General features: G+C 69.1%; 19 protein-coding genes. 6 read left to right on the forward strand and 13 right to left on the reverse strand.

The annotated features are described in order from the left end of the window. Positions 1 to 149: 149 nt before the first annotated feature. Both HNQ61_RS20245 and HNQ61_RS20250 read right to left on the reverse strand, forming a co-directional pair. Positions 150 to 1,538 carry a sigma-54-dependent transcriptional regulator gene (locus HNQ61_RS20245; protein WP_170038245.1) on the reverse strand — a complete coding sequence of 463 codons (1,389 nt, stop codon included), beginning with the start codon at positions 1,536 to 1,538 and terminating at the stop codon, positions 150 to 152. Further along, complete coding sequence (locus tag HNQ61_RS20250) at positions 1,535 to 2,992, reverse strand: sensor histidine kinase (RefSeq protein WP_170038243.1); 1,458 nt, start codon at positions 2,990 to 2,992, stop codon at positions 1,535 to 1,537. Before HNQ61_RS20250 ends, HNQ61_RS20245 begins: the two co-directional genes overlap by 4 nt. 831 nt (positions 2,993 to 3,823) lie before the next feature. On the opposite strand from HNQ61_RS20250, the gene HNQ61_RS20255 reads away from it, so the two are divergent. Next, positions 3,824 to 5,026, forward strand: coding sequence for a glycosyltransferase (locus HNQ61_RS20255; protein ID WP_170038241.1), 1,203 nt, complete (start codon positions 3,824 to 3,826; stop codon positions 5,024 to 5,026). A gap of 230 nt (positions 5,027 to 5,256) precedes the next feature. On the opposite strand, the gene HNQ61_RS20260 is transcribed toward HNQ61_RS20255, so the two are convergent. Beyond that, entirely contained in the window at positions 5,257 to 6,429 is a 1,173-nt protein-coding gene (locus tag HNQ61_RS20260) for a zinc-dependent alcohol dehydrogenase (RefSeq protein ID WP_170038239.1), read from the reverse strand. Positions 6,430 to 6,762: 333 nt separating this feature from the next. Between HNQ61_RS20260 and HNQ61_RS20265 the strand changes: the two genes are divergently transcribed. The 5 genes from HNQ61_RS20265 (at position 6,763) to HNQ61_RS20280 (ending at position 12,290) form a co-directional block, all read left to right on the forward strand. Beyond that, on the forward strand, positions 6,763 to 7,161 hold the full coding sequence (locus tag HNQ61_RS20265) for a YciI family protein (RefSeq protein ID WP_170038237.1): 399 nt from the start codon (positions 6,763 to 6,765) through the stop codon (positions 7,159 to 7,161). Between the two features lie 138 nt (positions 7,162 to 7,299). Then, entirely contained in the window at positions 7,300 to 7,695 is a 396-nt protein-coding gene (locus HNQ61_RS28345) for a YciI family protein (protein WP_205761980.1), read from the forward strand. Continuing rightward, a complete protein-coding gene (locus HNQ61_RS20270) occupies positions 7,692 to 8,954 on the forward strand; it encodes a sigma-70 family RNA polymerase sigma factor (RefSeq protein ID WP_205761978.1) in 1,263 nt (420 codons plus the stop codon). The genes HNQ61_RS28345 and HNQ61_RS20270 overlap by 4 nt, the downstream gene beginning before the upstream one ends. Positions 8,955 to 9,551: 597 nt before the next feature. Then, positions 9,552 to 10,157 carry a dihydrofolate reductase family protein gene (locus HNQ61_RS20275; protein WP_170038233.1) on the forward strand — a complete coding sequence of 202 codons (606 nt, stop codon included), beginning with the start codon at positions 9,552 to 9,554 and terminating at the stop codon, positions 10,155 to 10,157. A gap of 366 nt (positions 10,158 to 10,523) precedes the next feature. Next, a complete protein-coding gene (locus HNQ61_RS20280) occupies positions 10,524 to 12,290 on the forward strand; it encodes a cation:proton antiporter domain-containing protein (RefSeq protein WP_170038230.1) in 1,767 nt (588 codons plus the stop codon). A 213-nt stretch (positions 12,291 to 12,503) separates the two neighbouring features. On the opposite strand, the gene HNQ61_RS20285 is transcribed toward HNQ61_RS20280, so the two are convergent. From HNQ61_RS20285 to HNQ61_RS20330, 10 genes are all read right to left on the reverse strand, one after another. After that, complete coding sequence (locus HNQ61_RS20285) at positions 12,504 to 12,716, reverse strand: hypothetical protein (RefSeq protein ID WP_170038228.1); 213 nt, start codon at positions 12,714 to 12,716, stop codon at positions 12,504 to 12,506. A gap of 277 nt (positions 12,717 to 12,993) precedes the next feature. Then, complete coding sequence (locus tag HNQ61_RS20290) at positions 12,994 to 15,258, reverse strand: hypothetical protein (RefSeq protein ID WP_170038226.1); 2,265 nt, start codon at positions 15,256 to 15,258, stop codon at positions 12,994 to 12,996. A gap of 189 nt (positions 15,259 to 15,447) precedes the next feature. Continuing rightward, on the reverse strand, positions 15,448 to 16,554 hold the full coding sequence (locus HNQ61_RS20295) for a hypothetical protein (protein ID WP_170038224.1): 1,107 nt from the start codon (positions 16,552 to 16,554) through the stop codon (positions 15,448 to 15,450). A 7-nt stretch (positions 16,555 to 16,561) separates the two neighbouring features. Continuing rightward, the gene (locus tag HNQ61_RS20300; RefSeq protein ID WP_170038223.1) at positions 16,562 to 17,545 is read right to left on the reverse strand and encodes a hypothetical protein; all 984 of its coding nucleotides are present in this window, start codon (positions 17,543 to 17,545) and stop codon (positions 16,562 to 16,564) included. After that, positions 17,542 to 18,201: an OmpA/MotB family protein gene (locus HNQ61_RS20305; RefSeq protein ID WP_170038222.1), complete on the reverse strand. Its 660-nt coding sequence runs from the start codon at positions 18,199 to 18,201 to the stop codon at positions 17,542 to 17,544. Before HNQ61_RS20305 ends, HNQ61_RS20300 begins: the two co-directional genes overlap by 4 nt. Positions 18,202 to 18,215: 14 nt before the next feature. Continuing rightward, positions 18,216 to 19,427 (reverse strand): MotA/TolQ/ExbB proton channel family protein, encoded by a 1,212-nt coding sequence (locus HNQ61_RS20310; protein WP_170038220.1) that lies wholly within the window; start codon positions 19,425 to 19,427, stop codon positions 18,216 to 18,218. Continuing rightward, on the reverse strand, positions 19,424 to 19,762 hold the full coding sequence (locus HNQ61_RS20315; protein ID WP_170038219.1) for a hypothetical protein: 339 nt from the start codon (positions 19,760 to 19,762) through the stop codon (positions 19,424 to 19,426). Before HNQ61_RS20315 ends, HNQ61_RS20310 begins: the two co-directional genes overlap by 4 nt. A 795-nt stretch (positions 19,763 to 20,557) precedes the next feature. Beyond that, positions 20,558 to 21,823 (reverse strand): DUF1963 domain-containing protein, encoded by a 1,266-nt coding sequence (locus tag HNQ61_RS20320; protein WP_170038218.1) that lies wholly within the window; start codon positions 21,821 to 21,823, stop codon positions 20,558 to 20,560. A gap of 154 nt (positions 21,824 to 21,977) precedes the next feature. Continuing rightward, positions 21,978 to 22,721, reverse strand: a complete 744-nt coding sequence (locus tag HNQ61_RS20325; RefSeq protein ID WP_170038217.1) for a LytR/AlgR family response regulator transcription factor — start codon at positions 22,719 to 22,721, stop codon at positions 21,978 to 21,980. Further along, positions 22,718 to 23,824 carry a sensor histidine kinase gene (locus HNQ61_RS20330; RefSeq protein WP_170038216.1) on the reverse strand — a complete coding sequence of 369 codons (1,107 nt, stop codon included), beginning with the start codon at positions 23,822 to 23,824 and terminating at the stop codon, positions 22,718 to 22,720. Before HNQ61_RS20330 ends, HNQ61_RS20325 begins: the two co-directional genes overlap by 4 nt. Between the last annotated feature and the right edge of the window lie 4 nt (positions 23,825 to 23,828).

The following is a 23,828-nucleotide window of genomic DNA, read 5'->3' on the forward strand; positions in this document are numbered from 1 at the left end:
ACGGACGGAAGCAATCGGTTCAGATCGTGGTCTCGCGAGCCATCAAGATCTGCCGAAACGAGAACACGCGCGCCTCTTTGGAAGAGGTGCGCGTGTTCGGGGGATGGCTGGAAGCGACGTGTCGGGCGTAGTCGGGTAGGCGGGAGCTCTCAGCCTCCAGACGAGGCGCCGGACGGGCCCTTGCCGCCTTCTGCGGCGTATTCGTCCAGTCGGCGATAGAGCGTGCGCCGGGGGATGCCCAGCTGTTCGGCGGCGCGGCTCTTGTTGCCGCCCAGGCGCCGCAGCGTCTCAAAGATGTAGTCGCGCTCCAACTCCGCGAGCGACAAACCCCGTTCCGCGGCGGAGCGAACGACCTCGCGGTTGCCCAGCGCGCGGCGGATCTCGTCCGGAAAATCCTCCGCGCCCACCTCGTCGCCGGGGGCGAAGACCAACGCCGATTCCAGCGTGTTGCGCAGCTGCCGCACGTTGCCGGGCCAGTGAAATTCCGCCAGCAGGTGCACAGCCGCGGGCGTCAGCGTCTTGCGCATCCCGCTGCGCGCGGCGGAATCGCGCAGAAAGCGGTCGACGATGAGCGGAATGTCGCCGGCGCGCTCGCGCAGGGGCGGCAGCTCCAGGTGCAGCACGCGCAGCCGCCAGTACAGATCCTCGCGAAAACGCCCTTCTTCCACCTCCGCCGCAAGGTCGCGGTTGGTGGCGGCAATGATGCGCACGTTGTACTGCCGCGCATTCACGTCGCCCACGCGCCGCACCTCGCCGGACTCGATTACGCGCAGCAGCTTGGGCTGCAGCGAGAGCGGCATCTCCCCGATCTCGTCCAGAAAGAGCGTGCCCCCGTCCGCCGCCTGAAACAGCCCGCGCTTGTCCGTGGCCGCGCCGGTGAACGCGCCCCGCGCGTGTCCGAAAAGCTCTGATTCCAGCAGCTGGTCGGGGATGGCGCCGCAGTTTACGGTCAGCAGGGGGCGGCGGTGGCTGGCCTTGTGAACCGCCCGCGCCACCAGTTCCTTGCCCGTTCCGCTCTCGCCCGTGATCAGCACCGGCGCGGGGGAAAGGGCCACCCGCGCAATGCGGGAAAAGAGCGACTGCATGGGCGGCGTGGAGCCCACCAGCTCGTCCAGGTGATCGCCGCCGGAGCGCTGCAGCCGCGCCTGCTCCCGGCGCGGCGCGCTTTCCCGCAGGCCGCGCTCGATGGAATCCAGCAGCGGCTGCGTGCGAAACGGCTTTTCCAGGTAGTCGAACGCGCCGGCCCGGGTGAGCGCCATGGCATCTTCCACCGAGCCGAACGCGGTGACGGCGATCACCGGCACCTCGGGGAACGCCTCGCGGATCTCCCGCAGAAGCGCATCGCCCTTCATCCCCGGCATGCGCAGATCGGTGACGACCAGATCCGCGCCCTCCGTCTGCATCTGCTCCATCGCCTCGCGCGCGCCGGCGCAGGGTACCGCCCGGTACCCATGGGCCAGCAGCACCTCGACGACGGTGTGCCGCATGGGCGCATCGTCATCCACCACCAGAACCGTCGCTCCCCGCTCGTCAGTCATTCCGTCCCGTCCGTAACAGATCTCCGCGCGGCCAGCGGCAGCCGCAGTACCGCGCGCACCCCGCCCAGCGCGGCCGTGCCGATGGCCACCTCGCCCCCGTGCTCCTCCGCGATCCCGGCGCTGATCGCCAGCCCCAGCCCGCTTCCTTCGCCCACGTCGCGCGTGGTGAAGAACGGCTCGAACACGCGGGCGCGGTCTTCCGGCGCGATCCCCGGCCCCGAATCCTCTACCGCCACCGTGATTCCACCATTTTCCGCGCGCAGTTCGATGCGGATCTGCCGCGGGCCGGGGTGCGTGCGCAGCGCCTGCACCGCGTTCAGGACGATGCAGTACAGCGCATGCCGCAGCAGCCGTGCATCGCCCGTGACCGGAACGGGATGGTCCGGCGCGTCGACGGAGAGGCGGATGTCCGCACGTTCGGCGTCGCCTTCCAGCAGGCCGGCGGTTTCCGAAACGATGGCGCGCATGTCCAGCGGGTCGCGGCCGGCGCCGTGCCGCCGCGCCACGTGCACCAGGTCGCGCACCAGCGCGCTGATGCGCTCCACCTCGCGCCCGATCGCTTCCGCGTGGCGGCGGGCTTCCGGGTCCGCGCCGGGCAGCGACTGGATGGCGTCCGCGCGCACGCTGATCACCCCCAGCGGCGAGCCCAGCTCGTGCGCCACGCCGCCGGTGAGCCGGCCGAGCGCGGCGAACAGTTCGGCGTGCCGCAGCCGCCGCTCCAGCGCGATCCGTTCTTCCGTTTCGCGCGCCAGCACGTGCTGCTTGGCATCCAGCCGCTCCACCATGCCGTTGAAGGCGCGCGCCAGCTTCTGCAGCTCGTGCGCGGCGCGGGGAACGCGCATGGGCTGCGGCTCGTCGGGGCCGCCGAAGCGGTGCACGCCCTCCAGGATCTCCAAAAGCGGCCGGGTGAGCCACAGCCGCACGATGATGAGGATGGCCAGCGAGCCCACCACGGCCAGCGCCACGCTGGTGAGCAGAATGCTCCGCCGTGATTCGGCGATGTCGCGGTCCATCACCGTCGTGCGCCGCGCCACCACCAGCGCCTCCGCCGGCTCCTGCAGCGGCAGCACGATGAGCCGCACGCGCCCTCCGCAGTTGCTCCAGCCGTGGCGTTCCGGGACAGGGCCGGGGCGGGCGATGATGGTGTCCAGGCACGCCATCCGCGCGCGCGGCCCGCCGGCCATCACCGCGCCCGTCGTGTCGAGCACGGCGCTGATGGCGGTTTCCGGGTCGCCCAGAATGCGGCCCAGCACGCGGTCCAGCGGGGCGCGCTGGCCGTTGCGGATGGCGCTGTTGGCCACGATCTGCATGGCGTGCGCGAGCGTTTCGGTTTCGCGCACGAGCGCGTTGCCAATGATCCGTTCACGCTGCCGGATGATGGTGAAACCGTAGATGGTCATCACCAGCGCGACGGCGGCGCTGCTGGCCAGAACCAGTCGATGTGCAAGTCGCATGGTCCTGATCTACCTGCGCCGCACCCCGTGACGCAACCCGCGCCCTGCTGTCGTGCGGGCGCCGGGCTCTGCTGAACTGCCGTTTCGCACGGAGTACACGGAGGATGCACGGAGGGCACGGAGGAAGAGCAACCGATCTGATCACGCAGAGCAGCAGAGCAGCAGAGGAAGAGCAAAGACGACCATTTTTTCTGCTGTTCTCTGCTTCTCTGCTGCTCTGCGTGAGATTGTCGTACTCAGTTCCTCCGTGCCCTCCGTGCATCCTCCGTGACCTCCGTGTGAAACGGCAGTTCCCTTCAGCGGCCCGGGACCATGCACGCACGAGGCCTGACGAAACGGTATCACCCGCCATCCACTGAGTCGAATGTGCCACCGTGTCACAGGACGCGGCAACAAGGCGCAGGTAACGATCCCGACTCCGGCGCGCGATCCGTCCGCGCGACCCTGAATCCAGCCAAATGGAAGGAAAGCTGACGAAATCATCCGAAGTGCGCCGATGCGGATCCGCAGAAGAAAGATGAGTTGCAAGATGTATCAGCTGCAAGCTGCTGGGGCAGGCTGACACAGGTGTGACGGAATGGCACAGCGTGGGCGCTGGGTCATGGGCTTGAACAGGCGTTTACCTAGCATCCAAGCCAATTTCTGGTGTGGGATCGCGGGGCGCGGCGCGTGCCTTGGAGTTGGGCTCAGGCCGCGATCTCCGGCCCGTCGTTCCTTCCGCGCCAGTGGAGGAGCACGGATCGCCGCGGCACCGACGAGCGACGCCGTTCGCGAATCCATCCGCGCGGTCCCGCTCGTCCGCGGACTGCTGCCTTTCATCGCCCCGTGCCGATGTCGTCTGTTTCCGCCCCTCGCCCCGTCCGCCGCGCGCTGCGCCCGGCCCCGGACTGGAGCGGCCGTGTGGTGCTGTACCACAACGTGGTCGCACCGTACCGCCACGCGCTGTTTCAGGAACTCGCCCGGCGGATGGCGCTGGACGTGTGGTTCTCCGTCCGCACCACCCGTGACCGCAAGTGGTCCACTCGGGTGCCCGCGGGCTACGACCACCGCTTTCTGGATGGATGGTCCGTGTACGGTTTCAACCGGCCGCTCATCTTCTGCCCCGGCCTCATCCGCGACCTGCGGCGCGCGCGGCCGCAGGCGGTGATCGCCGTGCTGACCCGCTCCAACGCGGTGGACGTGCTGCGCATCTGCCGCTGGGGACGCCGGGCGGGGGTGCCGGTGGTGCTGTGGATCGGCGCCGTGGAGCCCGATCCCGCGTTCACCACCGACGTGCCGCGCGCGCTGGACCGCCTGTTCGAGCGCTACTACCGCAAGGCGATCCGCGAGGCCACGGGATACGTCTACTATTCCGAACTCAGCCGCCGCTGGGCGGAGCGGCGCGGCGCCCGCGGGCCCGGCACGTCGGGCACGCAGGTGCTGCCGCCCGCGCCCGTGCCGCCGCGGCTGGAGGCGCACCACGGCCGCGACGACCTGGTCATGCTCTACGTGGGCAAGCTGGAGCACCGCAAGGGCGTGGATCTGCTCATCCGTGCCGCGGCGGATCTGGAGCCGGAGGTGCGCCGCCGGCTGCTGGTGCGCATCGCGGGCGAGGGACCCATGGCCGCGATGCTGCCGGAACTGACGGAGGCGGGGATCCGCTACGAGTTCCTGGGCCACACCGACCGCGACGAGTTGTGGAAGGTGTACCGCGACGCGGACCTCACCGTGCTCGCCAGCCGCCACGATCCGTGGGCCAACATTCTCAACGAGTCGATGTCGATGGGGACGCCGGTGCTGATCTCGCGGCAGGCGGGCGGCGCGGAGCTTGGCGGGCGCGCGGGATGGGTGTGCGACCTGCGCGATCCCGCGTCGCTGCCGCGCGAACTGGCCCGCGCGCTGGCCGAGTGCCGCGACAGCGGCCGCCGCCGGGACGCCGTGCGCGCCGAGCGCGAGTACCGCCCCGACACCAGCGCCGACCGCATCGCCACCCTCATGCGGCAGCTGGTGGACGGCCCCGCCGTGCCCGAACGCCTCCTTTCGCGCACCGGCTGAACCGGTCCGGCGACGAGGCCATGGATCTGGTGTGAGGTCTCCCCTCTCCGCGCTTCTGCTTGGGCCGGGAGGGGAGCGGGGAGGGGCCTCCCGGTCCGGCGATGCACCGAACCGGTCGGCTCGGCGGATATCCTGCGCTGAAGCAGTCGGACGAGGTCCGCCCGATGAACGAAAAAGAGAGGGCGCGGAGACCACTCCGCGCCCTCTCTTTCATCATCCGCGTGGCGGAATCAGGGGGTCAGCACCACCTTGATGCAGCCGTCCTTCTTGTCGCGGAAGGTCTTGTACAGCTCCGGCGCGTCGTCCAGCTTGGCCCGGTGCGTGATGATGAACGACGGATCGATCTCGCCCGACTCGATCTTGTCCAGCAGCAGCTGGGTGTAGCGCTGCACGTGGGTCTGGCCGGTCTTGATGGTCAGTCCCTTGTTCATCGCCGCGCCGAACGGGAACTTGTCGATCATCCCCACGTAGACGCCGGGAATGGACACGGTTCCGCCCGTGCGGCAGCAGAGGATGCTTTCGCGCAGCACGTGCGCGCGGTCCGTCCCCAGCTTGAGCGTCTTCTTGGCCTTGTCCAGCACGGCGTCGATGGAGCCGTGCGAGTGCGCCTCGGTGCCTACCGCGTCGATGCAGCGGTCCGGGCCGCGCCCGCCCGTCATCTCGTCCAGGCGCTCCTTGACGTGCTCTTCGTCAAAGTTGATGGTCTCCGCGCGCCCGGCGCTGGCGGCAAGGGCAAGCCGCTCCGGCACCCGGTCAATGACGATCACCCGGCCGGCGCCCATCATCCACGCGCTCTGAATGGTCATCTGCCCCACGGGGCCCGCGCCCCAGATGGCCACGGTGTCGCCCGGCTCGATCCCCGCGTTTTCCGCCGCCATCCACCCCGTGGGAAAGATGTCGGACAGGAAGAGGACCTTTTCATCCGCCAGGTCGCTTTCCACCTTCTGCGGGCCGACGTCGGCGTACGGCACGCGCATGTACTCCGCCTGCCCGCCCCAGAATCCGCCCAGCATGTGGCTGAAACCGAACGCGCCCGCCGCGCGGTGACCCACGGCCTTTTCCATCATTTCGCCGTTGGGATTGCTGCGCTCGCACGCGGCAAACAGCCCCTTCTGGCAGAAGAAGCACTCTCCGCAGGCAATGATGAAGGGCACCACCACGCGGTCGCCCTTCTTGAGGTTCTTGACCCCGCTGCCCACCTCTTCCACGATGCCCATGGGCTCGTGGCCAAGCACGTCGCCGGGCACCAGCGTGGGCTGGTAGCCGTCCAGCAGGTGCAGGTCCGATCCGCAGATGGCGGTGGCCGTGATCCGCACGATGACGTCGGTGGAATCCTTGAGCTCGGGATCGGCGACGTTGTCGATGCGGACGTCGTCCTTGCCGTGCCAGACCAGTGCTTTCATGTGCTTCTCCCCGTAGAATTTCCCCACCCATCCCGATCGGTGCGCAAGCTTTGCACCATGTGGGCCGCGATTCCGTAAAAGCTGCCCGCCACGTGCCCCGAGCCCGCGCCTGGAAGCCCGTTCTTGTCATGCTCCTGGCGCGATCTGGAACTTCCCGCGTCCGGTGCCCGCGGTCGCTGCAGGTTCGGTGGATGACGAGAAACAGCATCTTCGATCGATGTGATTCGGTGGTGTAGAGAACGCCGCACCGGCTCCGACTACACCATGCAGGCGCCGATGACGGCCGCCGCGCATGCCCGCCCCGGGCTCCCGATCCGCCACAGGAGACGATCCATGAAGTTCATGCTGATGATGAACACGCCCGCCTCGTCCGGCGCGGTGGACTACAAGGTCAACCAGTGGTCGCCGGACGACTTCAAGGCGCACATCGCGTTCATGCACCAGTTCAACGCGGAGCTTGCCGCGGCCGGCGAACTGGTGGACGCGCAGGGGCTTACACCGCCCAGCGAGGCCCGTCTGGTACGCGCCGGCACCGACGGCGCCCCGGTGACGGACGGCCCGTTCCCGGAGAGCAAGGAGTTCCTTGCGGGGTTCTGGATCGTGCAGGTCGCCAGCGCCGAGCGCGCGTACGAACTCGCCGCCCGCGCCTCCGCCGCGCCCGGCCCCGGCGGCGCGCCCATGAACATGGCAATCGAGGTGCGCCAGGTGGGCGAGGCGCCTTCCACCGACTGACCCGCCGACCGGTCCCGCGCATCCGTTGCGCGGGGCTGGCGTCATCCGGCAGGGGACAGCCCGCCGCCGCCCACGCATGACGAGGCTCACGCGTGGCGGCAAAGGCGAACGAACGCCATCCAACGGGAGATGAGCGGCATGCGGTATCTGCTGATGATGAACACGCCGCGCGGTGACGGCGAATGGCAGCACAAGCAGTGGGCGCCGGAAGACTGGGACGCGCACATGGACTACTGGCGCGCGCTGAACGCGGACCTCGCCGCGGCGGGCGAACTGGTGGCCATCCACGCGCTCGCCGAGCCGGGCAAGGCGCGCCTGGTCCGCGCCGGGCCAGACGGCACGCCGGTGACAGACGGTCCGTTCCCGGAAACCAAGGAGTTCCTGGCCGGCTTCTGGGTGGTGGACGTGGACGGGCCGGAGCGCGCGTACCAGATCGCCGCGCGCGCCTCCATGGTGCCCGGCCCAGGCGGCGCGCCCCTGCACATGCCCATCGAGGTGCGCCAGGTGATGGGCGCCCCGCCGTCGGACGCGTGACGGCGAACGCGCTGGCTCCATCCGTCGAGCACCTGCTACGCGATCTGGCGCCGCAGGTGCTGGGCGCGGTGGCGCGCAGGCACGGCGACTTCGCGGCCGCGGAGGATGCCGTCCAGGAGGCGCTGATCGCCGCGGCGGTGCAATGGCCGTCCGGCGGGGTGCCCGCCAACCCGCGCGGCTGGCTGTATCACGTGGCGCTGCGCAAGATCACCGATCATCTGCGCAGCGAAATGGCGCGCCGCCGCCGCGAGGACGCGGTCGCGAGCGAGGTGTGGGCGGAGTGGGCCTTCGTGCCGCCCCCGGACGCGGAAGTCGCTGTGGATGCGGATGATACGCTCACGCTGCTGTTCATGTGCTGCCATCCCGCGCTCACGCCGGCCTCCGCCATCGCCCTCACCCTTCGCGCCGTGGGCGGGCTGGCGACGGCGCAGATCGCCCGCGCGTTCTTGGTCCCGGAGGCGACGATGGCGCAGCGGATCAGCCGCGCCAAGCAGAGCATCAAGTCGTCCGGCGTGCCGTTCAGCATGCCTTCCGATGGCGAGCGCGCGGCGCGGCTGGGGGCGGTGCTGCACGTGCTGTATCTGATTTTCAATGAAGGATATGCGAGCAGCGGCGGGGCGCGGCTCCAGCGCACGGATCTGAGCGGCGAGGCCATCCGTCTCGCGCGCGGCCTGCACGCGCTGCTGCCGGGCGACGGCGAAGTGGCCGGCCTGCTCGCCCTCATGCTGCTGACGGACGCGCGGCGGGAGGCGCGCACGGGTCCGAACGGCGAACTGATTCCGCTGGATGAACAGGACCGCTCGCGGTGGGATGCGGGGCAGATTGTGGAAGGCGTGGCGCTGGTGTCCGGTGCGCTGGCCCGCGGCGCGGTGGGGCCGTATCAGATCCAGGCCGCCATCTCCGCGGTGCACGACGAGGCGCCGAGCGCGGAGGACACGGACTGGGCGCAGATCCATGCGTTGTATGGATTGCTGGAGCGGATGTCGGACAATCCCATCGTGTCGCTGAACCGCGCAATCGCCGCGGCGATGGTGCAGGGGCCGCGCGCCGGCCTGGACCTGCTCGCCGCGCTGGACGATGATCCGCGATTGCGCGGGCACTATCGCCTGGACGCCGTGCGCGCGCACCTGCTGGAGCGCGCGGGCGATCCGGTTGGCGCCATCGAGCATTACCGCGCCGCCGCCGCGCGCACCGCCAGCATCCCCGAGCGCGACTACCTCACCCTCAAAGCCGCCCGCCTCGCCGCGCCCGCGACCTGAACGCCGTCACCACCACGATGATCAGGGTGCGATTGACGGTTGTTCCGAGGCGATCGAAGCCGCCGCGTGTGGCCGTAAGTGGATCAGCAGCAGCACAATCGGCCAAACCACCGCGAGGCGTCATCCTGAGCGTGCGCGGCTCCTTCCTCCATCCCGAGGCCAGGCGCGAGCGAAGGATCTACCATCAGCCGGTTCAACGTCGCGATACGCACGCCCGTTCTCGTGGGGAGAGCAGATCCTTCGTCGGCGCCACAGTTCGGCGCGCCTGAGACATCCGCCGGCGCCTCCTCAGGATGACATGTCGTTGCGGGGAGGCCAGTTACCACGCCCAGCCATGTCATCCTGAGTGAGCGTGCGCCGCTCTTTCCTCCGCGCCAGAGTCGGGCGCGAGCGAAGGATCTACTTTCCCGCCGAGCCAAGGTCGCGTAACACACGCCACTCTCACGCGGGAAGTCGATGTCCAGGATACGCGCGATCGCCTGATTGCGCATCGTATCATCAATCCTCTGGCGCAGCAGTCAGACCGGTCGGTATGTTGAGCGGCATGCCGGGCCGCGAGCGCGGCGGGCGTGATCACACCCAGACCTCCGGAGACGCATGCGGCGAATCGTGATGTTCAACCAGGTGAGCGCGGAAGGCTTCTTCGCCTCGCCAGACGGCATGCTGGACTGGGTGGTGCCCGAGCCGCAGCTGGACGCGTCGGCCGCCGACAACCTCGCCGGAGCCGACGCCATAATCTTCGGGCGGCGCACGTACGAGATGTTCGAAAGCTTCTGGCCCGGCGCCGCCAAGGACGCCCACGCCGCCGGCGCCGAAGACCCGCACGCGCCCGGCGAGCGCAGCCACGACATGAGCGCCATTGCCCGGTGGATCAACGAATCCGCCAAGCTGGTGTTCAGCACCACACGCACCGACTTCCCGTGGCAGAACTCGCGCGTTCTGCCGTCCTTTGATCCGGCGGAGATCGAGGCGCTCAAAGCCGGACCCGGCAAGGACATCATGGTGTTCGGCAGCGGCAGCATCGTGGCGCGGCTCACGGAGCACGGCCTCATCGACGAGTATCAGCTCATCGTACAGCCCGTGTTCCTGGGCGCCGGCCGTCCGCTCATCGAAGACGCCGCCCAGCGTCGCACGCTGCAACTGCTTGAGGCGACGCCGTATCCGTCCGGCATCGTCCGGCTGCGGTACGCGCCCAAGGGCTGAGCTTCGAACGATCCAGATCGACCGGAATCCACCCCGCCCAATAGAGCAGGGATGAACACAAGAGCGCGGCGGCCGATGGCCCCCGCGCTTCCGTTTTTCATCCTCCGCGGCACTCCCGAAATCCCGCGCGGCGGCGTGAAAACAAACGGACGCGCATCCGTCCTCACGCACTGACGCACCCCGCACTCACGCACTCCCATCCGTCCCATCACGCCAATCTTCTGCCCCGCCAAGGGGTTGCAGCGGAGCGCCCGCTTTCGTAAGTAGGGGGGTGTGATCCGTTTTTCGACTACCCGCAGGCCGGAGAAAGAATGCAGCAGAACCGCCAACCGAGATCCGTTTTCGTCTCCTTGACGGAGTACGCCCATGCATCATGAAACCGCTCTGATCGTCATGCTCGCCGCGGGCTTCGGCCTCGCGTTCGTGCTGGGGATGGCGGCGCACCGCGTGGGGCTCCCGCCGCTGGTGGGCTACCTGCTGGCCGGCGTGGCGGCCGGCCCGTTCACCCCGGGCTTCGTGGGCGACGCCGGGTTGGCATCGCAGCTGGCCGAGATCGGCGTCATTCTGCTGATGTTCGGCGTGGGCCTGCACTTTTCGCTCGGCGACCTGCTGGCGGTGCGAAAGATCTCCCTTCCCGGCGCCGTGGTGCAGATCGCCGTGGCCACCGCGGCGGGCGCGCTGCTGAGCCGCCTGTGGGGATGGCCGTGGGGGCAGGGCCTGGTGTTCGGCCTGTCGCTGTCGGTCGCCAGCACCGTGGTGCTGCTGCGCGCGCTGGAAGAGCGGGGGCTGGTGGATTCGGCGGACGGGCGGATCGCGGTGGGCTGGCTGATCGTGGAAGACCTGGCGATGGTGCTGGCGCTCGTGCTGCTCCCCGCGCTCGCGGGCCCGCTCGGCGGCACGCCGGCGGAGGGCGAGGGCAGCGTGCTGATGGCGGTGCTGCTGACGCTGGGCAAGGTGGTCGCGTTCCTGGCCCTGATGTTCGTCGTCGGGCGCCGCGCGGTGCCGTGGCTGCTGGCGCGCGTGGCGCGGACGGGCTCGCGCGAGCTGTTTACGCTCAGCGTGCTGGCCGTGGCGCTGGGAATCGCCGTGGGCGCGGCGCTGCTGTTCGGCGTGTCTTTCGCGCTGGGGGCCTTTTTCGCCGGCGTGGTGATCAGCGAATCGGACCTCAGCCACCAGGCGTCGGCCGACGCGCTGCCGTTTCAGGACGCGTTCGCGGTGCTCTTCTTCGTGTCCGTGGGCATGCTGTTCGACCCCGCGGTGCTGCTGCGGCAGCCGCTTCAGGTTCTGGCCGTGGTCGCCATCATCCTGGTGGTGAAGTCGCTGGCGGCTTTGGGGATCGTGCTCGCCTTCCGCTATCCCGTGCGGACGGCGCTGGTGGTGGCGGCCAGCCTGGCGCAGATCGGCGAGTTCAGCTTCATCCTGGCGGGACTGGGGATGAGCCTGGGGCTGCTGACGCAGGAAGGGCACAGCCTGATCCTGGCGGGCGCGCTGCTGTCCATCACCATCAACCCGCTGATCTTTGCGACGGTGGCGCCCATCGAAAAATGGGTGCGTGCCCGGCCGCGGATCGCGGACCTGCTGGAGCGCCCCGCGGGCGAGTTGGCGGAACTGCCGGCCGACGTGCACGAGGAGGGACTGCGCGATCACGCGGTGCTGGTGGGGCACGGCCGGGTGGGCGCGCCGGTGGGCGAGGCGCTGGCGGCGGAAGGGATTCCGTACGTGGTGGTGGAGCAGAACCGCGAAGAGGTGGAAGCGCTTCGTGCGCGCGGAGTTCCGGCGCTGTTTGGAGATGCCAGCCGCCCGGGCATCCTGCACCACGCGCACCTGGAGCGCGCCAGGCTTCTCATCGTTTCCGCGCCCGATGCGTTCCAGGCGCGGCTGATTCTGGACCACGCGCGCAAGGTGAACCCGGGGATCGACACCGTGGTGCGCACGCACAGCGACGAGGAGCGCACGCACCTGGAGGCGTCGGGCGTGGGGCGCGCGGTGGTGGGCGAGCGCGAGCTGGCGCTGGCCATGGTGCGATACGCGTTTTCCGCCTTTGGCGTGCAGGGCGACATGTCCGCCGTGGCCGCCCGCATGCTGCAGCTCGGCGATCCGCACACCGGCCGCAAGCGCAGGCCGACGGCGTGATCCGCGCCGGAGGGAATCGCGCGGGCCGGGCCACGCGGCTTTCATCCGCTGTGGCGTATTCTGGATGGAACGATGATCGGCCGCCGGGCGCGCATGGTGCGCCCGGCGGCCGATCTGCTTTCCCGCGGCAGCACATGTCAGGTGGCTGCAGCCTCGCCTGCCGAAACGATCTGCCCGTGTTCCTGCTTTGTGGATGAGGGCAGGGGCGATGGATCAGCAGGCCGGCTTGTACGGGTAGCCGCACGTTTCCACGCAGCTGAATTCATCGCACGTGTTGTAGCCGATCGTACAATTGACCTCGGTGCGAAAGCAGCGGGGGAGCAGCGTCGCGTGTCCCTGCACGGTTCCACGCACGGGCGACCTCTCCGACTCGGCCACGAACGAATCCACCGTCAGCGCGTCCACGTTCAGCACGATCTTCTTCATGGGACTGCTCTTGGCAAGGTTCCGGGGCGGATGCGAATGGGTGCCCGAACCTTATCTGATCCCGTCACATTCTGCAACCCGGCTGACGGTGCAATCCGGTGGAGAATGATGATGGCTCTCCGAGGATGGGATCCGCCCGCGGGCTGAATGACCGCCGCTTACAATCATCCTGAGCCGTATCCGCTCTGAGTCCACGCGATCACGACGCCTGAAGCTGCGGCCATGCTCCACATGCATTGATCCCACGGAGATTGCTTCCTAGCCGGTAGGCTCGGAATCAGCACCGGACCGACGCCCCGAACGCCCGAAGCCGCGGTTCGGCCGAATCGTGGAACTCGCGCCGTTCAAGAAGCCGTGCCATCGGTTCGCGGAACTTGCCTTCGTGAGTCGTCGCCAGCGCCTCGAACAGGCTGCGCATGGGCGCCGTCAGGTCCGGAAAGGGAGCGGCGTCGCGTGCCCAGTCCAGCAGGTGGCCCTGCAGGCTCTCGCGGCAATACCGCTGCATCCGGGCATCCACACCGTGCGCGGTCGTGAGGCTCTCGTACAACTCACCCAGAAAGCGCGCCGTATGGCGCACCTCGTCGTTTCCCGCCGCCACCCACAGGATCAGCGGGTTGCACGCAGCCTGTGAACCGCCGGAATCGACTTCCACCTTGGAGGCCTTGAGCGCGTTCGCGATCCCGTTGTCGTGCAGGAACATGAGCGCGATCAGCACGCCCGTCTTCCATCCGCCCGCCTCGACCCACTTCAGCAATCCGCGAAACACCGGAATCGCGCCCGCCGTAAGGCACAGCGACACCAGCGTGCCCTGCACCCCCAGCAGCGTCTCCTTCTTGTTTTCGTAAACCAGCCCCATCAGGTCGCGCAGCAGCCTGTGGCAGGCGATCAGGCTGTCTCTGTCATCGACGCCGTCCGGCGCGCGCAGTTCGCGCTCCAGGTCCGCCAGCAGCTTTCCCACCTGCTGCATGTCGCCGATGAGAGGCGCCAGGTGCTCGCGGGCGATTTCACCCAGTTCGCGCATGGCGTGGCTCAGGTCGTGGTCTCCGATCCACGAATACGCCCCGATGGCGGCATGAAGCGCTCCCTGCGGGCCGTTCCTGCGCAGGTGGCGCAGGTGCCCCAGGCACAGGCTGCGGTACCGCTCGCTTCCGCTTCCAGTCACTCCGTCAAAGAGCGGCCCCACGACGCCGTGGTGCCGTCCCTTGTCCGAGCGAACCCACCGCTCCAGCAGGGGAAAGGTGACGCGGTGGGGGTCCACCTCGCCAAGGCGCCCCAGGATCTGCGCCGCCAGAATCCGGAGCGAGCGCAGGTCGTCCGCGCCATTTTCGGCCAGCTCGCGCAGTCCCGGAAGGATCGTTGTGAGCGCGCGCCGGTGCCGCTCCAGGATGACCGTCCACAGCCGCTGCGGCGGCGCGCCGTCGCGAAACTGGATTACGTCGCCCAGTGTGCTGGAATCCTTGATGATCTCCGCCCGGCAGCGCCGCAGCAGCCGCTCTTCGGAGAGCGCGGGATGGATTTCGGCGGAGTCGTCGTCTTCCTCCTCGGACGCGGCCGTAGGGCGCTGGTTCAGGTCGCGCCGCAGCCACTGCCGCACCCGCCGGTGCAGCCGGTCAAAATCCATCCAGGCGATTCCCTGCGCGTTCGGTGCGCACTGCGCGAGCGCCAGCGTAAATCCAAAGCTCCAGAACTCGAAGTCGCGCTCCAGCTCCTGCAGCAGCCACTCGCTGCTGTCGTGAAAGCGCGCGATGGCGTCGTCCAGGCCAAGGTCGGGGCGGAAGTGGTCCACGAAGAAGTCCACGAACTCCGCCAGCGACGAACTGAAGTGAAACGATTCCAGCAGCGGTTTGCGGCCGGCGCGCAGCGCATCCAGCGGTTCGCGCGCGGCGCCTGCCGCTTCCAGGGCCTGCAGCTTGTCGTCCAGCCCGCTCTCCAACTGCGTCGGCAGGTGGGGCGGCAGCTCGCGCAGAAAACCCTGCAGGGCCGCGCGGCCGTGAAAGAGGGCCGCGTCCTTGGGGTCCGCCGTAAAGACCAGATAGGCGTTCTGCTGCCGCAGGCGTGCGGTGAGCTGCTCCCAATCCGCCCGGTCCGTCTTTTCGAAGAGCCGGGCGAGTTCCGGGTCGGCGCGCCCGAACGGCTTGCGAAAGATGATCACCCGGCCGGCCAGACCCTTGTCCCGCTCCGCCAGGTGGCGTACGTCGATGCGCACCTGCCGGTCCAGCGAGTCCGAGACCAGCGTGAGCTTGCTGCACCGTTTGGCCTGCCGAAGCTGGGCGCCTAGGTACAGGGCGGCGGCAACCTTGCCCGCCCCGCGCTCCGCACTCAGCAGCAGCACCCGCTTTTCTTCCAGATGCGTCACCAGCGTTTCAATCTGCCCGTCCAGGCCGGTGCCCCACCCGGCCCCCACCTCGTCGCCGTCTCCCACGTCCAGTCCGTCCCCGCAGGAAAAGCGGCGCACCACGGTGCGGGTCTGCTGAACCAGGTACTGCTCCTGGATCCAGGTAGCCCCGTCGGCCAGATTCGTCTGCTTTCCGGCCAGAGTCACCGTGTCGGCGGTGATGTTTCCCTGAATTTCCTGCTCTATTCTGTCCCTTGAAGCAGGCGGGGCGGATGCGGGATCGGGCGAGGGGATGGGTCCGGCTGTGGGATCCATGTCGGACATGATTGTCACTCCGGGATATCAAGGAAAATCGAGGTTGGTCAACGGATTCAGATGAAGCGCGCGGGGGCGGTGCTACTCCAGCCGGTCGCGCAGCTGGTCGGGGTCGGCGAGCGCCTTGAGCGCGTCCAGGGCCGCGCCGCCGGGCGAGGGATCCAGCGCCTGGAGGGCGGAGCGGGCCCGTTCCGCGTAGCGCACCGTGGCGGCACCATCGCCCGCGTCGTCCACCAGCAGCTCGGCCGCCAGGTGCAGCAACGCGGAGCGCAGGGCCAGCCGCTGTATGCGCCCGCGGACCACGAGGGTCGCGGCCACCACGTCGGCCAGCACCGCCTCCAGCCCCTTCTCGCCCGCCCCGGTGGAGGCGGGAAGTGCACGCACGCCGCCGGGCGCACCCGGGGCCAGCCTCCCCGGCCAGGCTCCCGTCACCGAGATGGTCTCGTTCCATCCACCCCCGCCAGCCAGCACCTCGCGGCGCCCCTGGCCCGGAATGCGGTTCATCAGGTCCTCGGCCGTAGCCATGTCGCCCCGGCCCACGGCACCCGCGGCGGCGTTGTAGATTTCGTCCTCGATCCGCCCCCGGCCGTCCACCCCGCGGACCGTCCGGTCAAGCGCCTCGTCGCGGATCTTCACCAGCTTGGATTCCATCGCGTCCGGAAGCCGCACCGACAGGCGCAGCGAGCGGATGGCGATGCCGTACGCGCGGGAGATCTCGCGCAGTTCCTCCATGCAGTCTTCCACCACCATCCGGGCGTAGTGGGGGAAGTTCTCCCACACCGCCTGCCAGGGAAGCTGCTCCACCTCGCGCTTGATCACCACGCGCGCCTGATCGCGAACCTTTCGCAGCGGATCGGCGTTGCGTTCCCGCGCCAGCGCACGCGGGTCCGCGACGGAGTAGGCGAGATTGAAGACGACGCGGAACTCGCTCACGTGGTCCGCCAGGCGCATGCTCTCGGTAAAATCCAGGTGACGTTCCGGCGCGGTGTCCGCCGCGTAGGCGAAGTATTCCGGCTTCCGGCCGAAGAGCACGATTCCGGGTTTGACGGGTGGCGCACCCGGCAGGAGGACGGAGTGCAGCTTGTCGCCTCCCTCGCCCACGCGCTCGAACACCACCACGGCGTGGCCTTCCAGCGGCTCGGGGGTGTGCTCCTTCAGCAGGCGATGGTCAAAAGTGAGATTGCTCATCGTGTGTTCATCCGGTTGATGATGAATTCGTCATGAACGGTTCTTCGTCCTCGTCCGCACGGCCCGACGCGAAGGCATCCGGCGCGTACTGCTCCGCGCGGACCCGGCGCACTCCCAGTTCCACCCGGCTCTGCCACAGCATGCGGGTGGCCGCGCTCCACGGCTCCCCGGCCGGCGGGCGGGCGGCAAGGCGGGCCCGCAGCGAATGCAGCACCACCTCGGCCTCTTCTCCCTCGGCCTCCAGCGCCTGCCGGAAGCGGGAGCGTGGGGCAAGCTGCGCTTCCAGTTCTTCCGCCACCCGCTCCGCCAGCGCCAGTTCCCCATCCGCCACGAGCGCGTCCGCGGCCTCCAGCGTTCCATCCGACAACAGATCCGCGGAGGGGTCGGCCAGCAGTCCCCGCGTGGCCGCGCACAGTGCCCGCAGGTTCCGGAACGCCGTCTCCAACGCCACGACCCGGTCGGCATCGGTTGTTTCCGCGGGCGCCAGCGCCTCGGCCTGGCCGCGGGCGGCGCGGGCAAGGTACGCCGCCCGGGCGTGCGCTCCTTCGGCCATGCGCGCGTGGGCGGCCCGCAGCAGCCGGCCGGGCGCGTCCACACACGGAAGCGCACGCAGCCGGGGAACGCGCGCGGCCGCACGCAGCCGCTCCACCGGCTCCGCGGCCCGCCGGATCGCGGAGTTCGCGTCCAGCACGTCCCGCATGCGGGCCATCCCGGCCCGCGCGCGCAGCAGGTGGGCGAGCGCCAGGCGGAGCGGACCTTCTCCGTCCAGTACGCGGCGCGCGGCGCGCAGCGCGTCCTCGTACGCGCCGGGAAGCGCGGGTTCGTGGCGGCGGACCGTGGCGCGATCACCCCCGAGCCCCTCGTACTCGTCCAGCGCGCGCCGGTACTCCTCCCCCAGCCACTCCTGGCGCACCCGCTCCCGGGACAGGTAGCCGTACTCCTGCCGCCACACCGCGCGCCGCAGTTCCACCGCTTCCGCGGGCGCGCTCACGGCCGCGCGCCCGGCGTACCCGGAGGGGCGCCGCCGGAGAAGTAGATGCGGATTTCGATGCGCCGGTTCAGGTTGCGGCGGTTCTTGTTCGCGGGGCGGTTGTCGGCGTAGCCGTTCACCGACATGAGCTTCTCGTCCAGGGGCTGCCGCGCGCCGCGCGTCAGAAAGCGCAGCACGGACGTGGCGCGGGCGGTGGAAAGCTCCCAGTTGTCGTGCGGGTAGTAGGAGCGCCGGGCGGGCACGTTGTCGGTATGCCCTTCGATCTGGATCTGCTCGTAGGGGTGCGTGCTGTCCGCATTCACGGAGTGGAACACCCGGGCGAGCCTTCCCAGAAGCCGGCGCCCCTGCGGAAGCAGTTCGTGCTCGCCGGGAAGAAAGAGCACGCCCTCGCCAAAGCGCACCTGAAGCAGCTTCAGGTCGGCGATGTACCCGATCTGTCCGGCGGCGATCTCGGGGGCGAACTCCCTTTCCAGGATGCCGGAGAACTGCGACTGCTTCTGGCGGGCGACCGCGAGTTGCGCGCTGGCGGAACTGAAGTTCTGCTCCACGAAGTAGATGAGGAGAAAGAACATCAGCAGCGACGTGAGCATGTCGATCATCGCCGGCCAGTAATTGATGCGCGTGTGCAGCGTGGAGGAAACCCGGACCGTGCTCATGAATCCTCCTTTCGTCAGAAGATGAGGACGGCCAGGAACACCATCCCGCACACGCCGCCCAGAGCCACGACGGGGTTCCGGCGCACCTCACCCACGGCGTCCGCCGCCAGTCCGCCCAATTCGGAGACCAGTGCCCCCCATCCGGCCCGCCGTTGGGAGCCTCGCGTTGGATCGTGCGCGCGGCGCCGCGCCGCCTCCTCCAGCGCCAGGGCACTCCGCGTGAGCGCGGCGCTGACCTCCGCCATCTGCGGGGCCAGGGCGACGACGGCGCCGGCGGACTCCTCGTCCGGGCCGCGGGCGGCGGCCTGCAGGGCCAGCGTGCGCAGGCTTTCCACCGTGGTGCCGAACGCCTCCTGCATCCCCATGTGCAGTTCGGCGTTTCGCTCCTGCGCACGCGCCACGTCCCCCAGCTTTTCAAACGATTCGGCGAGCTGCAGCGACAGCTTTTCCATCGCCGTTTCGTCCTCTACCGCCGGAACCGTGGCGGGAAGGAGTTCGGCCACGGTAAAGCGCTCCAACTGGTCGTAGAACGCAGACTGGGCACGCGCCAACAGGAAGTTGAGGAACGACACCGTAATCGCGCACGCCAGCCCCACCAGCGTGGTGACGAACGCCGTCTTCTTGCTGGCGATGATGCTTCCCAGGCTGGCGCTGGCCTCCATGAAGCCGCCCGCGGCGGGAACGCCGTTCCCCGGCATCACTCCCTGCATCTGCAGCAGCATCATGCAAAGGCCGATGAAGGTGCCCAGCATGCCGCCCATGGTGCACAGGTCCACCGCGTACCCGGGAAACGCCAGTCCCGGCCGGGCGTTTTCCCGCATGATCGTCATCTGCTGAAGCGCGTCCACGTTCACCCGCACGCGCGCCAGCTTCATGCGCGCCAGCTCCGCGAGGCGGTCGCCGATGAGTGATTCCTCGCGCGGCGCGCTCTGCTGCAGCAGCTCCAGCGGCACCAGTTCGGGAGCGCGGCGGACCGTCTCCGCCGTTTCCTCCTCCGCGTCTTCTTCCTTCGGGCCCTCTTCGTCGGCCTGGTCCTTCTCGCGAGCGCGCACCAGCGCAGCCCGCACGGCCCGCAGCGCGCCCGTTTCGCGGACGCGGTAGCGGGTAACGTGGGACCACGCGGTCCACCCCGCCGCCACGCCCAGCCCCAGCAGGAGCAGGGTGAACAGGCGGCCCAGACCGCTGTTGCCCTGCCAGATCAGATAAAAAAGCCCGTGCTCAGTCATTGTCCTATCCGTTGAATGAACATGATGTCCGGCCCCCGGTTTGCGCCCTTCTCCTGTCCCCCGTACCTCCGAGTCGCCCGCTTCAACTCGCCGCCGCCCGCCTGCTTGCGGTTGATCATCTGTTTGAGCCTGCGGAAGGCTGCGGGACCCTGCCTGCGCCGCAGGATCATCTGCACGCCGGCCAGTTGCATGGCGAACTGAGACACCCGCGCCCCGCGGGCGCATTCCCGCTGGACGGCGTGGTCGGCCACCCGCATCTCCTCTCCCAGTTCCAGCCGCGCCTGCTCGCGGCCGGCGTCGGTGCCAGGAGACAACGTCTTGATCTCTTCACGCATGGAGGATCTCCCTGAAGGGGGTTGGGCGCTCCTGCCGCGGGGACGGCCGCCGTCTTGTGCACCGCGCCTGCGGGTTCGTGAATCACGCGTGGCATGCTGTCGACTGCGAATCAGTGGTCGGGCGGGCACGATCAAATTCTCTCCCGGCCGGCATACGTTCGGGACCGATCAGTGTCTTGATCCGCGCGTGAACGTGCTCACTTTGCGGGACGGCAGAAGGTTGCGGGCGGTGTTCGGAACCTGCCCGCCGTCCACCTCTCACGATGGGCCGCAGTTGTTCGCGGCGGATCATCTGCCCGAGACTGCGATGTCGGAATGTTTGGGAACGATGACCCGCGGGAGAATGGAGTGCGGATTTGGATCGGGCGGTCGTAGGCTGGACAGCAGCACCGTTCTGGCGCCGGATTGCGATAAGAGGTTAGGAGGACCAGCGGGGAGAAGGGCAGGGGCGAGCGGGAGCAGGATGAATGCGTTGCGTACAGCGCCACCTTGAGCTTCTCAGTTCGCATTCCTCACCTCTCGTTTCCCGGCCGCGGCTGGGACCGGGGTCGTAGAACGCGAAAGTCAGCGGCCAGATTTACGGCCACGGGATTTCGTCTGGGCGGAGGCAGGGAATTTTCGCTCGCAAAAGCCAGAAGTCCCGAACACCGCGGGCGATGTTCGGGACTTCGACTGTGATAGAGACGAGCTCAAAGGGTAGGCGTACGCCGAACTGATCGCCGCGCTCGTACCTTCCTGAGCCGTTGGAGGACACCCGCAGCCCGTCCAGAATCCGCTGCGTTGCTGGCACATTCGCTAGGACCGACCGTCCAACCTGCCCACGACCTGGCTGAAGTCGCGGCGGGCGAGGTCTTGTGGGGTGATCCAGAAGGTACACCTGCCGCCCATGTCGGCAACGTACCACCCGAGTGCCAGATCGGTGTCGATGCTCAACAGGCAGATGGCGGGATCGTCCACGGAGCGCGCCTGATGGCAGGCGGGGGCGTGACCGAGCATCTGCGAAAACCGCGGATCGTGCTCGTGGTACCCGTAGAAAGAGGACGCGCAGGCGGCGTAGACGTGATCCGGGATCAGCGCGGCGTGGGCGGGGTCGCCCGCCCACGAACGCATCGTTCCGACGCAGCCCCGGAAGACGAGCCTGGGGCAGTCGTCGAAGCTACTCAGCCACGTGCGCAGCGCCTGCCGGTCATCTTCCGCCACCGGCCGGTGAAGCGGACCCTCGCGTGAGCGGCCGAGCCAGCGTTCCGCCTCGGTGGTCCGCGCTCCCGGCCCCGCCTCACCGGAGTACAGCAGCGGGCGGTCCAGGATCTCGAGGAGGAGATGGTGGACGTAGGCCCAGCGCTCCGGAAAGCTCTGCGGGCCCGACGCGGCGAAGTCGAAGATGGTGCCGCCTGCATCAATGCTTTCCCGCCACGTCATGGGACTGGCTGGCGGGTGTGCGCCGGTGGCCGTGACGAGGGCGGCGGCACGGCGGGCGCCGAGCTGCTCCTCGTACGCGTCGCGCATGTCCGCGCTGATCTCCGTACTTGCCGGGGCGCGGACGAACCGATCCAGGAAGCGTCGCCACCCCCGCTTGTCCGGCTCGCTCGGGTCGGGAAACGCGGTCACTTCGGGAAAGGTGTCGAACCTGAGAGGGACGATGGGCCACGCGGGATGGACGTTGTTCGGCTCGGACGCTGGCCTGTTCGGCGGGGGCAGGTCCGCGGGCGACTGACGCGGCGCGCTCCGAGCCGAGGCGTCGGGCGCGTATAGGACGCGGCAGGCATCGGACGGGGGCTCGGTGTTCCAGGCGTAGGGGTCCCCCCGGCCAAAGAAGAAGAGCACGCCCCGCTCCGGCAGGATCGTGGGGAAGGGGATTTCGGCGCAGTCGATCTCCGCCAAGAAGTGGAGCGGCTTGCCGCTGGAGGTGCGGGGCCACGCGCAGCCTTCGGGGAGCCTGGGAAGCCCGCCGAAATGGCTGTTGGTCGGCGGCCCGGCCTGCGGCGGCCAGGGCTGGTGCAGGAGCACCGCCTCCCGCCGGTAGCGGCGGAACAGCGCATCGGGATCGTTGCCGGCATCCATCCTCTACTCCGCGGCAGCGAGGTGGATCGCGTTATCCGCCCAGCGGATGCGCTCGCTCATCGTCTCCATCCGTCGTCCTGTCTCCATTTCGAACCGCTCCTCCGCCACGCGAGCGGGCGGCCTTTTCCGTGGCAACGCACCTCCGATCGGCCGGTCAGCGCACCATCTCGCGCAGGGACTGCGAGCCCGCGCGGCTGGCCACCACCTCCGAGCCGTCGGCGAAGCGCACGGACAGGCGCCGTTCGTCGTATGGGCGGATGGAGGAGACGTGGTCCAGGTTCACGATGTGCGCCCGGTGCACGCGGCGGAAGCGCGCCGGGTCCAGCCGCCGCTCCAGTTCGTTCAGGCTGATGTCCGCCAGCACTTTCCCGCCCCCGGTGCACAGCATCACGTAGTCGCCCGCGCCGTCGATGCGGTGCACGTCGCGCAGGTTCACGGGCACCATCTCGCCGCCGCGCCGTACGAACAGCCGCTCCAGAAACGGCTCCAGCGCGGGCGACGGAGCCGCTGCAAACAGGATCGGCGAGGGCGCCTGAGCGGTTGCGAGACGGCGCGCCACCCGGTCCACCGCCGCCTGAAAGCGCGTCCATCCAAACGGCTTCACCAGATAATCGTACGCCTCCACCTCGAACGCGCGCAGGGCATACTCCGCGTAGGCCGTCGTGAACACGGGTGCGGGATGATGTGCGGCGCGCTCCAGCACCTCAAGCCCGGTGCACTCCGGCATCTGCACGTCCAGAAACACCACGTCGGGCAGCAACCGGTCGATCAACTCCACCGCCGCCGTCCCGCTCTCCGCCTCGCCCACCAGCACCAGGCGCGGATCGTGTTCGACGAAGCGCAGCAGGCGCTGCCGGGCGAGCGGTTCATCTTCCGCCACCACCGTGCGCAGGATCATTGCTGGCCGACGGTTGCGGAGACGGGCGCGGCCACGGGCAGCGCGATCGCGACGCGGAAGCCGGCGCCCGGCGCCGTGGTGATCCGCATCCACTCGTTGTCACCGTAGCGCGCTTCCAACCGGCCACGCACCAGCCGCAATCCCGCGCCCGGTGCACGCTCCACCTGTTCGAGGATGGCGCCCGGCCCGTCATCCTCCACCCAGAGCAGGAGCAGGTCCCGCTCCCGCGCGGCGCTGACCCGGATGGAGGTGGGCGCCACGCGCGTGGAGGCCGCGTGCTTCACCGCGTTCTCCACCAGCGGCTGCAGCACGAACGAAGGCACTTTGGCCGACAGGGCATCCTCATCCAGCTCGATTTCCGCCACCAAGCGCGCGCCCAGGCGCAGTTGCTCAATCCACAGGTAGTCGCGCACGAGCTGGATTTCCTCGCTGAGCGGAACGTCGTCGGCGGCGCTGCGGCGGACGTCGATGGTACGGTGCAGGAGCGCGCCGAAGCGTTCGATGGCCTCTTCCGCCCGACCGTCGCCTGCGCTCACCAGTTCCAGCAGCGAGTGCAGGGTGTTGAACAGGAAGTGCGGGTTGATCTGCGCTCGAAGTGCCTGCATCTCCGCGCGTGCCCGCAGCGCTTCGGCACGGGCGGCGCGCGCCTCCTGCTCGCGGAGACGGTCATCTACCTGGCCCGCGTACCGCACGGCCACGATGGTCACGTACAGCAGCGCGCCCGCGCCGATCTGCCAGCGAGCCTCGTCAAACGTGAGCACGAACAGCCTAGGGTGCCCCGCCCACAGCGACTCGGCGATCGAGCGCGTGACGACCATCCCGCCCCACCACGCCAGTGCGTAGACAAAGGCGAACAGGGTGTGGATGCCCATCAGCCGGTCGCGCCTGCGGCTGCCCCACGGGAGCCGCTCGCACACGTGCACCACGCCGATCCCCGCCAGCGCGGCGGGAGCGACGTTGTGCAGCATCAACAGAAAGGTCTCCAGCACGGAGCCCCCGCCGGCCATGATGGCGCCGAAGTACGCCATCATCATGGGGAGCCACGCCGCCGCGTACAGGGTCCAGCGGCGCCGGGCGGAGCCGGCGGTCAATGCATGGGTCATGCGG

It is taken from the genome of Longimicrobium terrae (assembly GCF_014202995.1).
GTDB classification, from domain to species: Bacteria; Gemmatimonadota; Gemmatimonadetes; order Longimicrobiales; family Longimicrobiaceae; genus Longimicrobium; species Longimicrobium terrae.

Coding starts and splice junctions, on each gene's coding strand:
- HNQ61_RS20245 (WP_170038245.1), bottom strand. CDS start 1,538: ATGACTGACGAGCGGGGAGCGACGGTTCTGGTGGTGGATGACGATGCG.
- HNQ61_RS20250 (WP_170038243.1), bottom strand. CDS start 2,992: ATGCGACTTGCACATCGACTGGTTCTGGCCAGCAGCGCCGCCGTCGCG.
- HNQ61_RS20255 (WP_170038241.1), top strand. CDS start 3,824: ATGTCGTCTGTTTCCGCCCCTCGCCCCGTCCGCCGCGCGCTGCGCCCG.
- HNQ61_RS20260 (WP_170038239.1), bottom strand. CDS start 6,429: ATGAAAGCACTGGTCTGGCACGGCAAGGACGACGTCCGCATCGACAAC.
- HNQ61_RS20265 (WP_170038237.1), top strand. CDS start 6,763: ATGAAGTTCATGCTGATGATGAACACGCCCGCCTCGTCCGGCGCGGTG.
- HNQ61_RS28345 (WP_205761980.1), top strand. CDS start 7,300: ATGCGGTATCTGCTGATGATGAACACGCCGCGCGGTGACGGCGAATGG.
- HNQ61_RS20275 (WP_170038233.1), top strand. CDS start 9,552: ATGCGGCGAATCGTGATGTTCAACCAGGTGAGCGCGGAAGGCTTCTTC.
- HNQ61_RS20280 (WP_170038230.1), top strand. CDS start 10,524: ATGCATCATGAAACCGCTCTGATCGTCATGCTCGCCGCGGGCTTCGGC.
- HNQ61_RS20285 (WP_170038228.1), bottom strand. CDS start 12,716: ATGAAGAAGATCGTGCTGAACGTGGACGCGCTGACGGTGGATTCGTTC.
- HNQ61_RS20295 (WP_170038224.1), bottom strand. CDS start 16,554: ATGAGCAATCTCACTTTTGACCATCGCCTGCTGAAGGAGCACACCCCC.
- HNQ61_RS20305 (WP_170038222.1), bottom strand. CDS start 18,201: ATGAGCACGGTCCGGGTTTCCTCCACGCTGCACACGCGCATCAATTAC.
- HNQ61_RS20310 (WP_170038220.1), bottom strand. CDS start 19,427: ATGACTGAGCACGGGCTTTTTTATCTGATCTGGCAGGGCAACAGCGGT.
- HNQ61_RS20315 (WP_170038219.1), bottom strand. CDS start 19,762: ATGCGTGAAGAGATCAAGACGTTGTCTCCTGGCACCGACGCCGGCCGC.
- HNQ61_RS20320 (WP_170038218.1), bottom strand. CDS start 21,823: ATGGATGCCGGCAACGATCCCGATGCGCTGTTCCGCCGCTACCGGCGG.
- HNQ61_RS20325 (WP_170038217.1), bottom strand. CDS start 22,721: ATGATCCTGCGCACGGTGGTGGCGGAAGATGAACCGCTCGCCCGGCAG.
- HNQ61_RS20330 (WP_170038216.1), bottom strand. CDS start 23,824: ATGACCCATGCATTGACCGCCGGCTCCGCCCGGCGCCGCTGGACCCTG.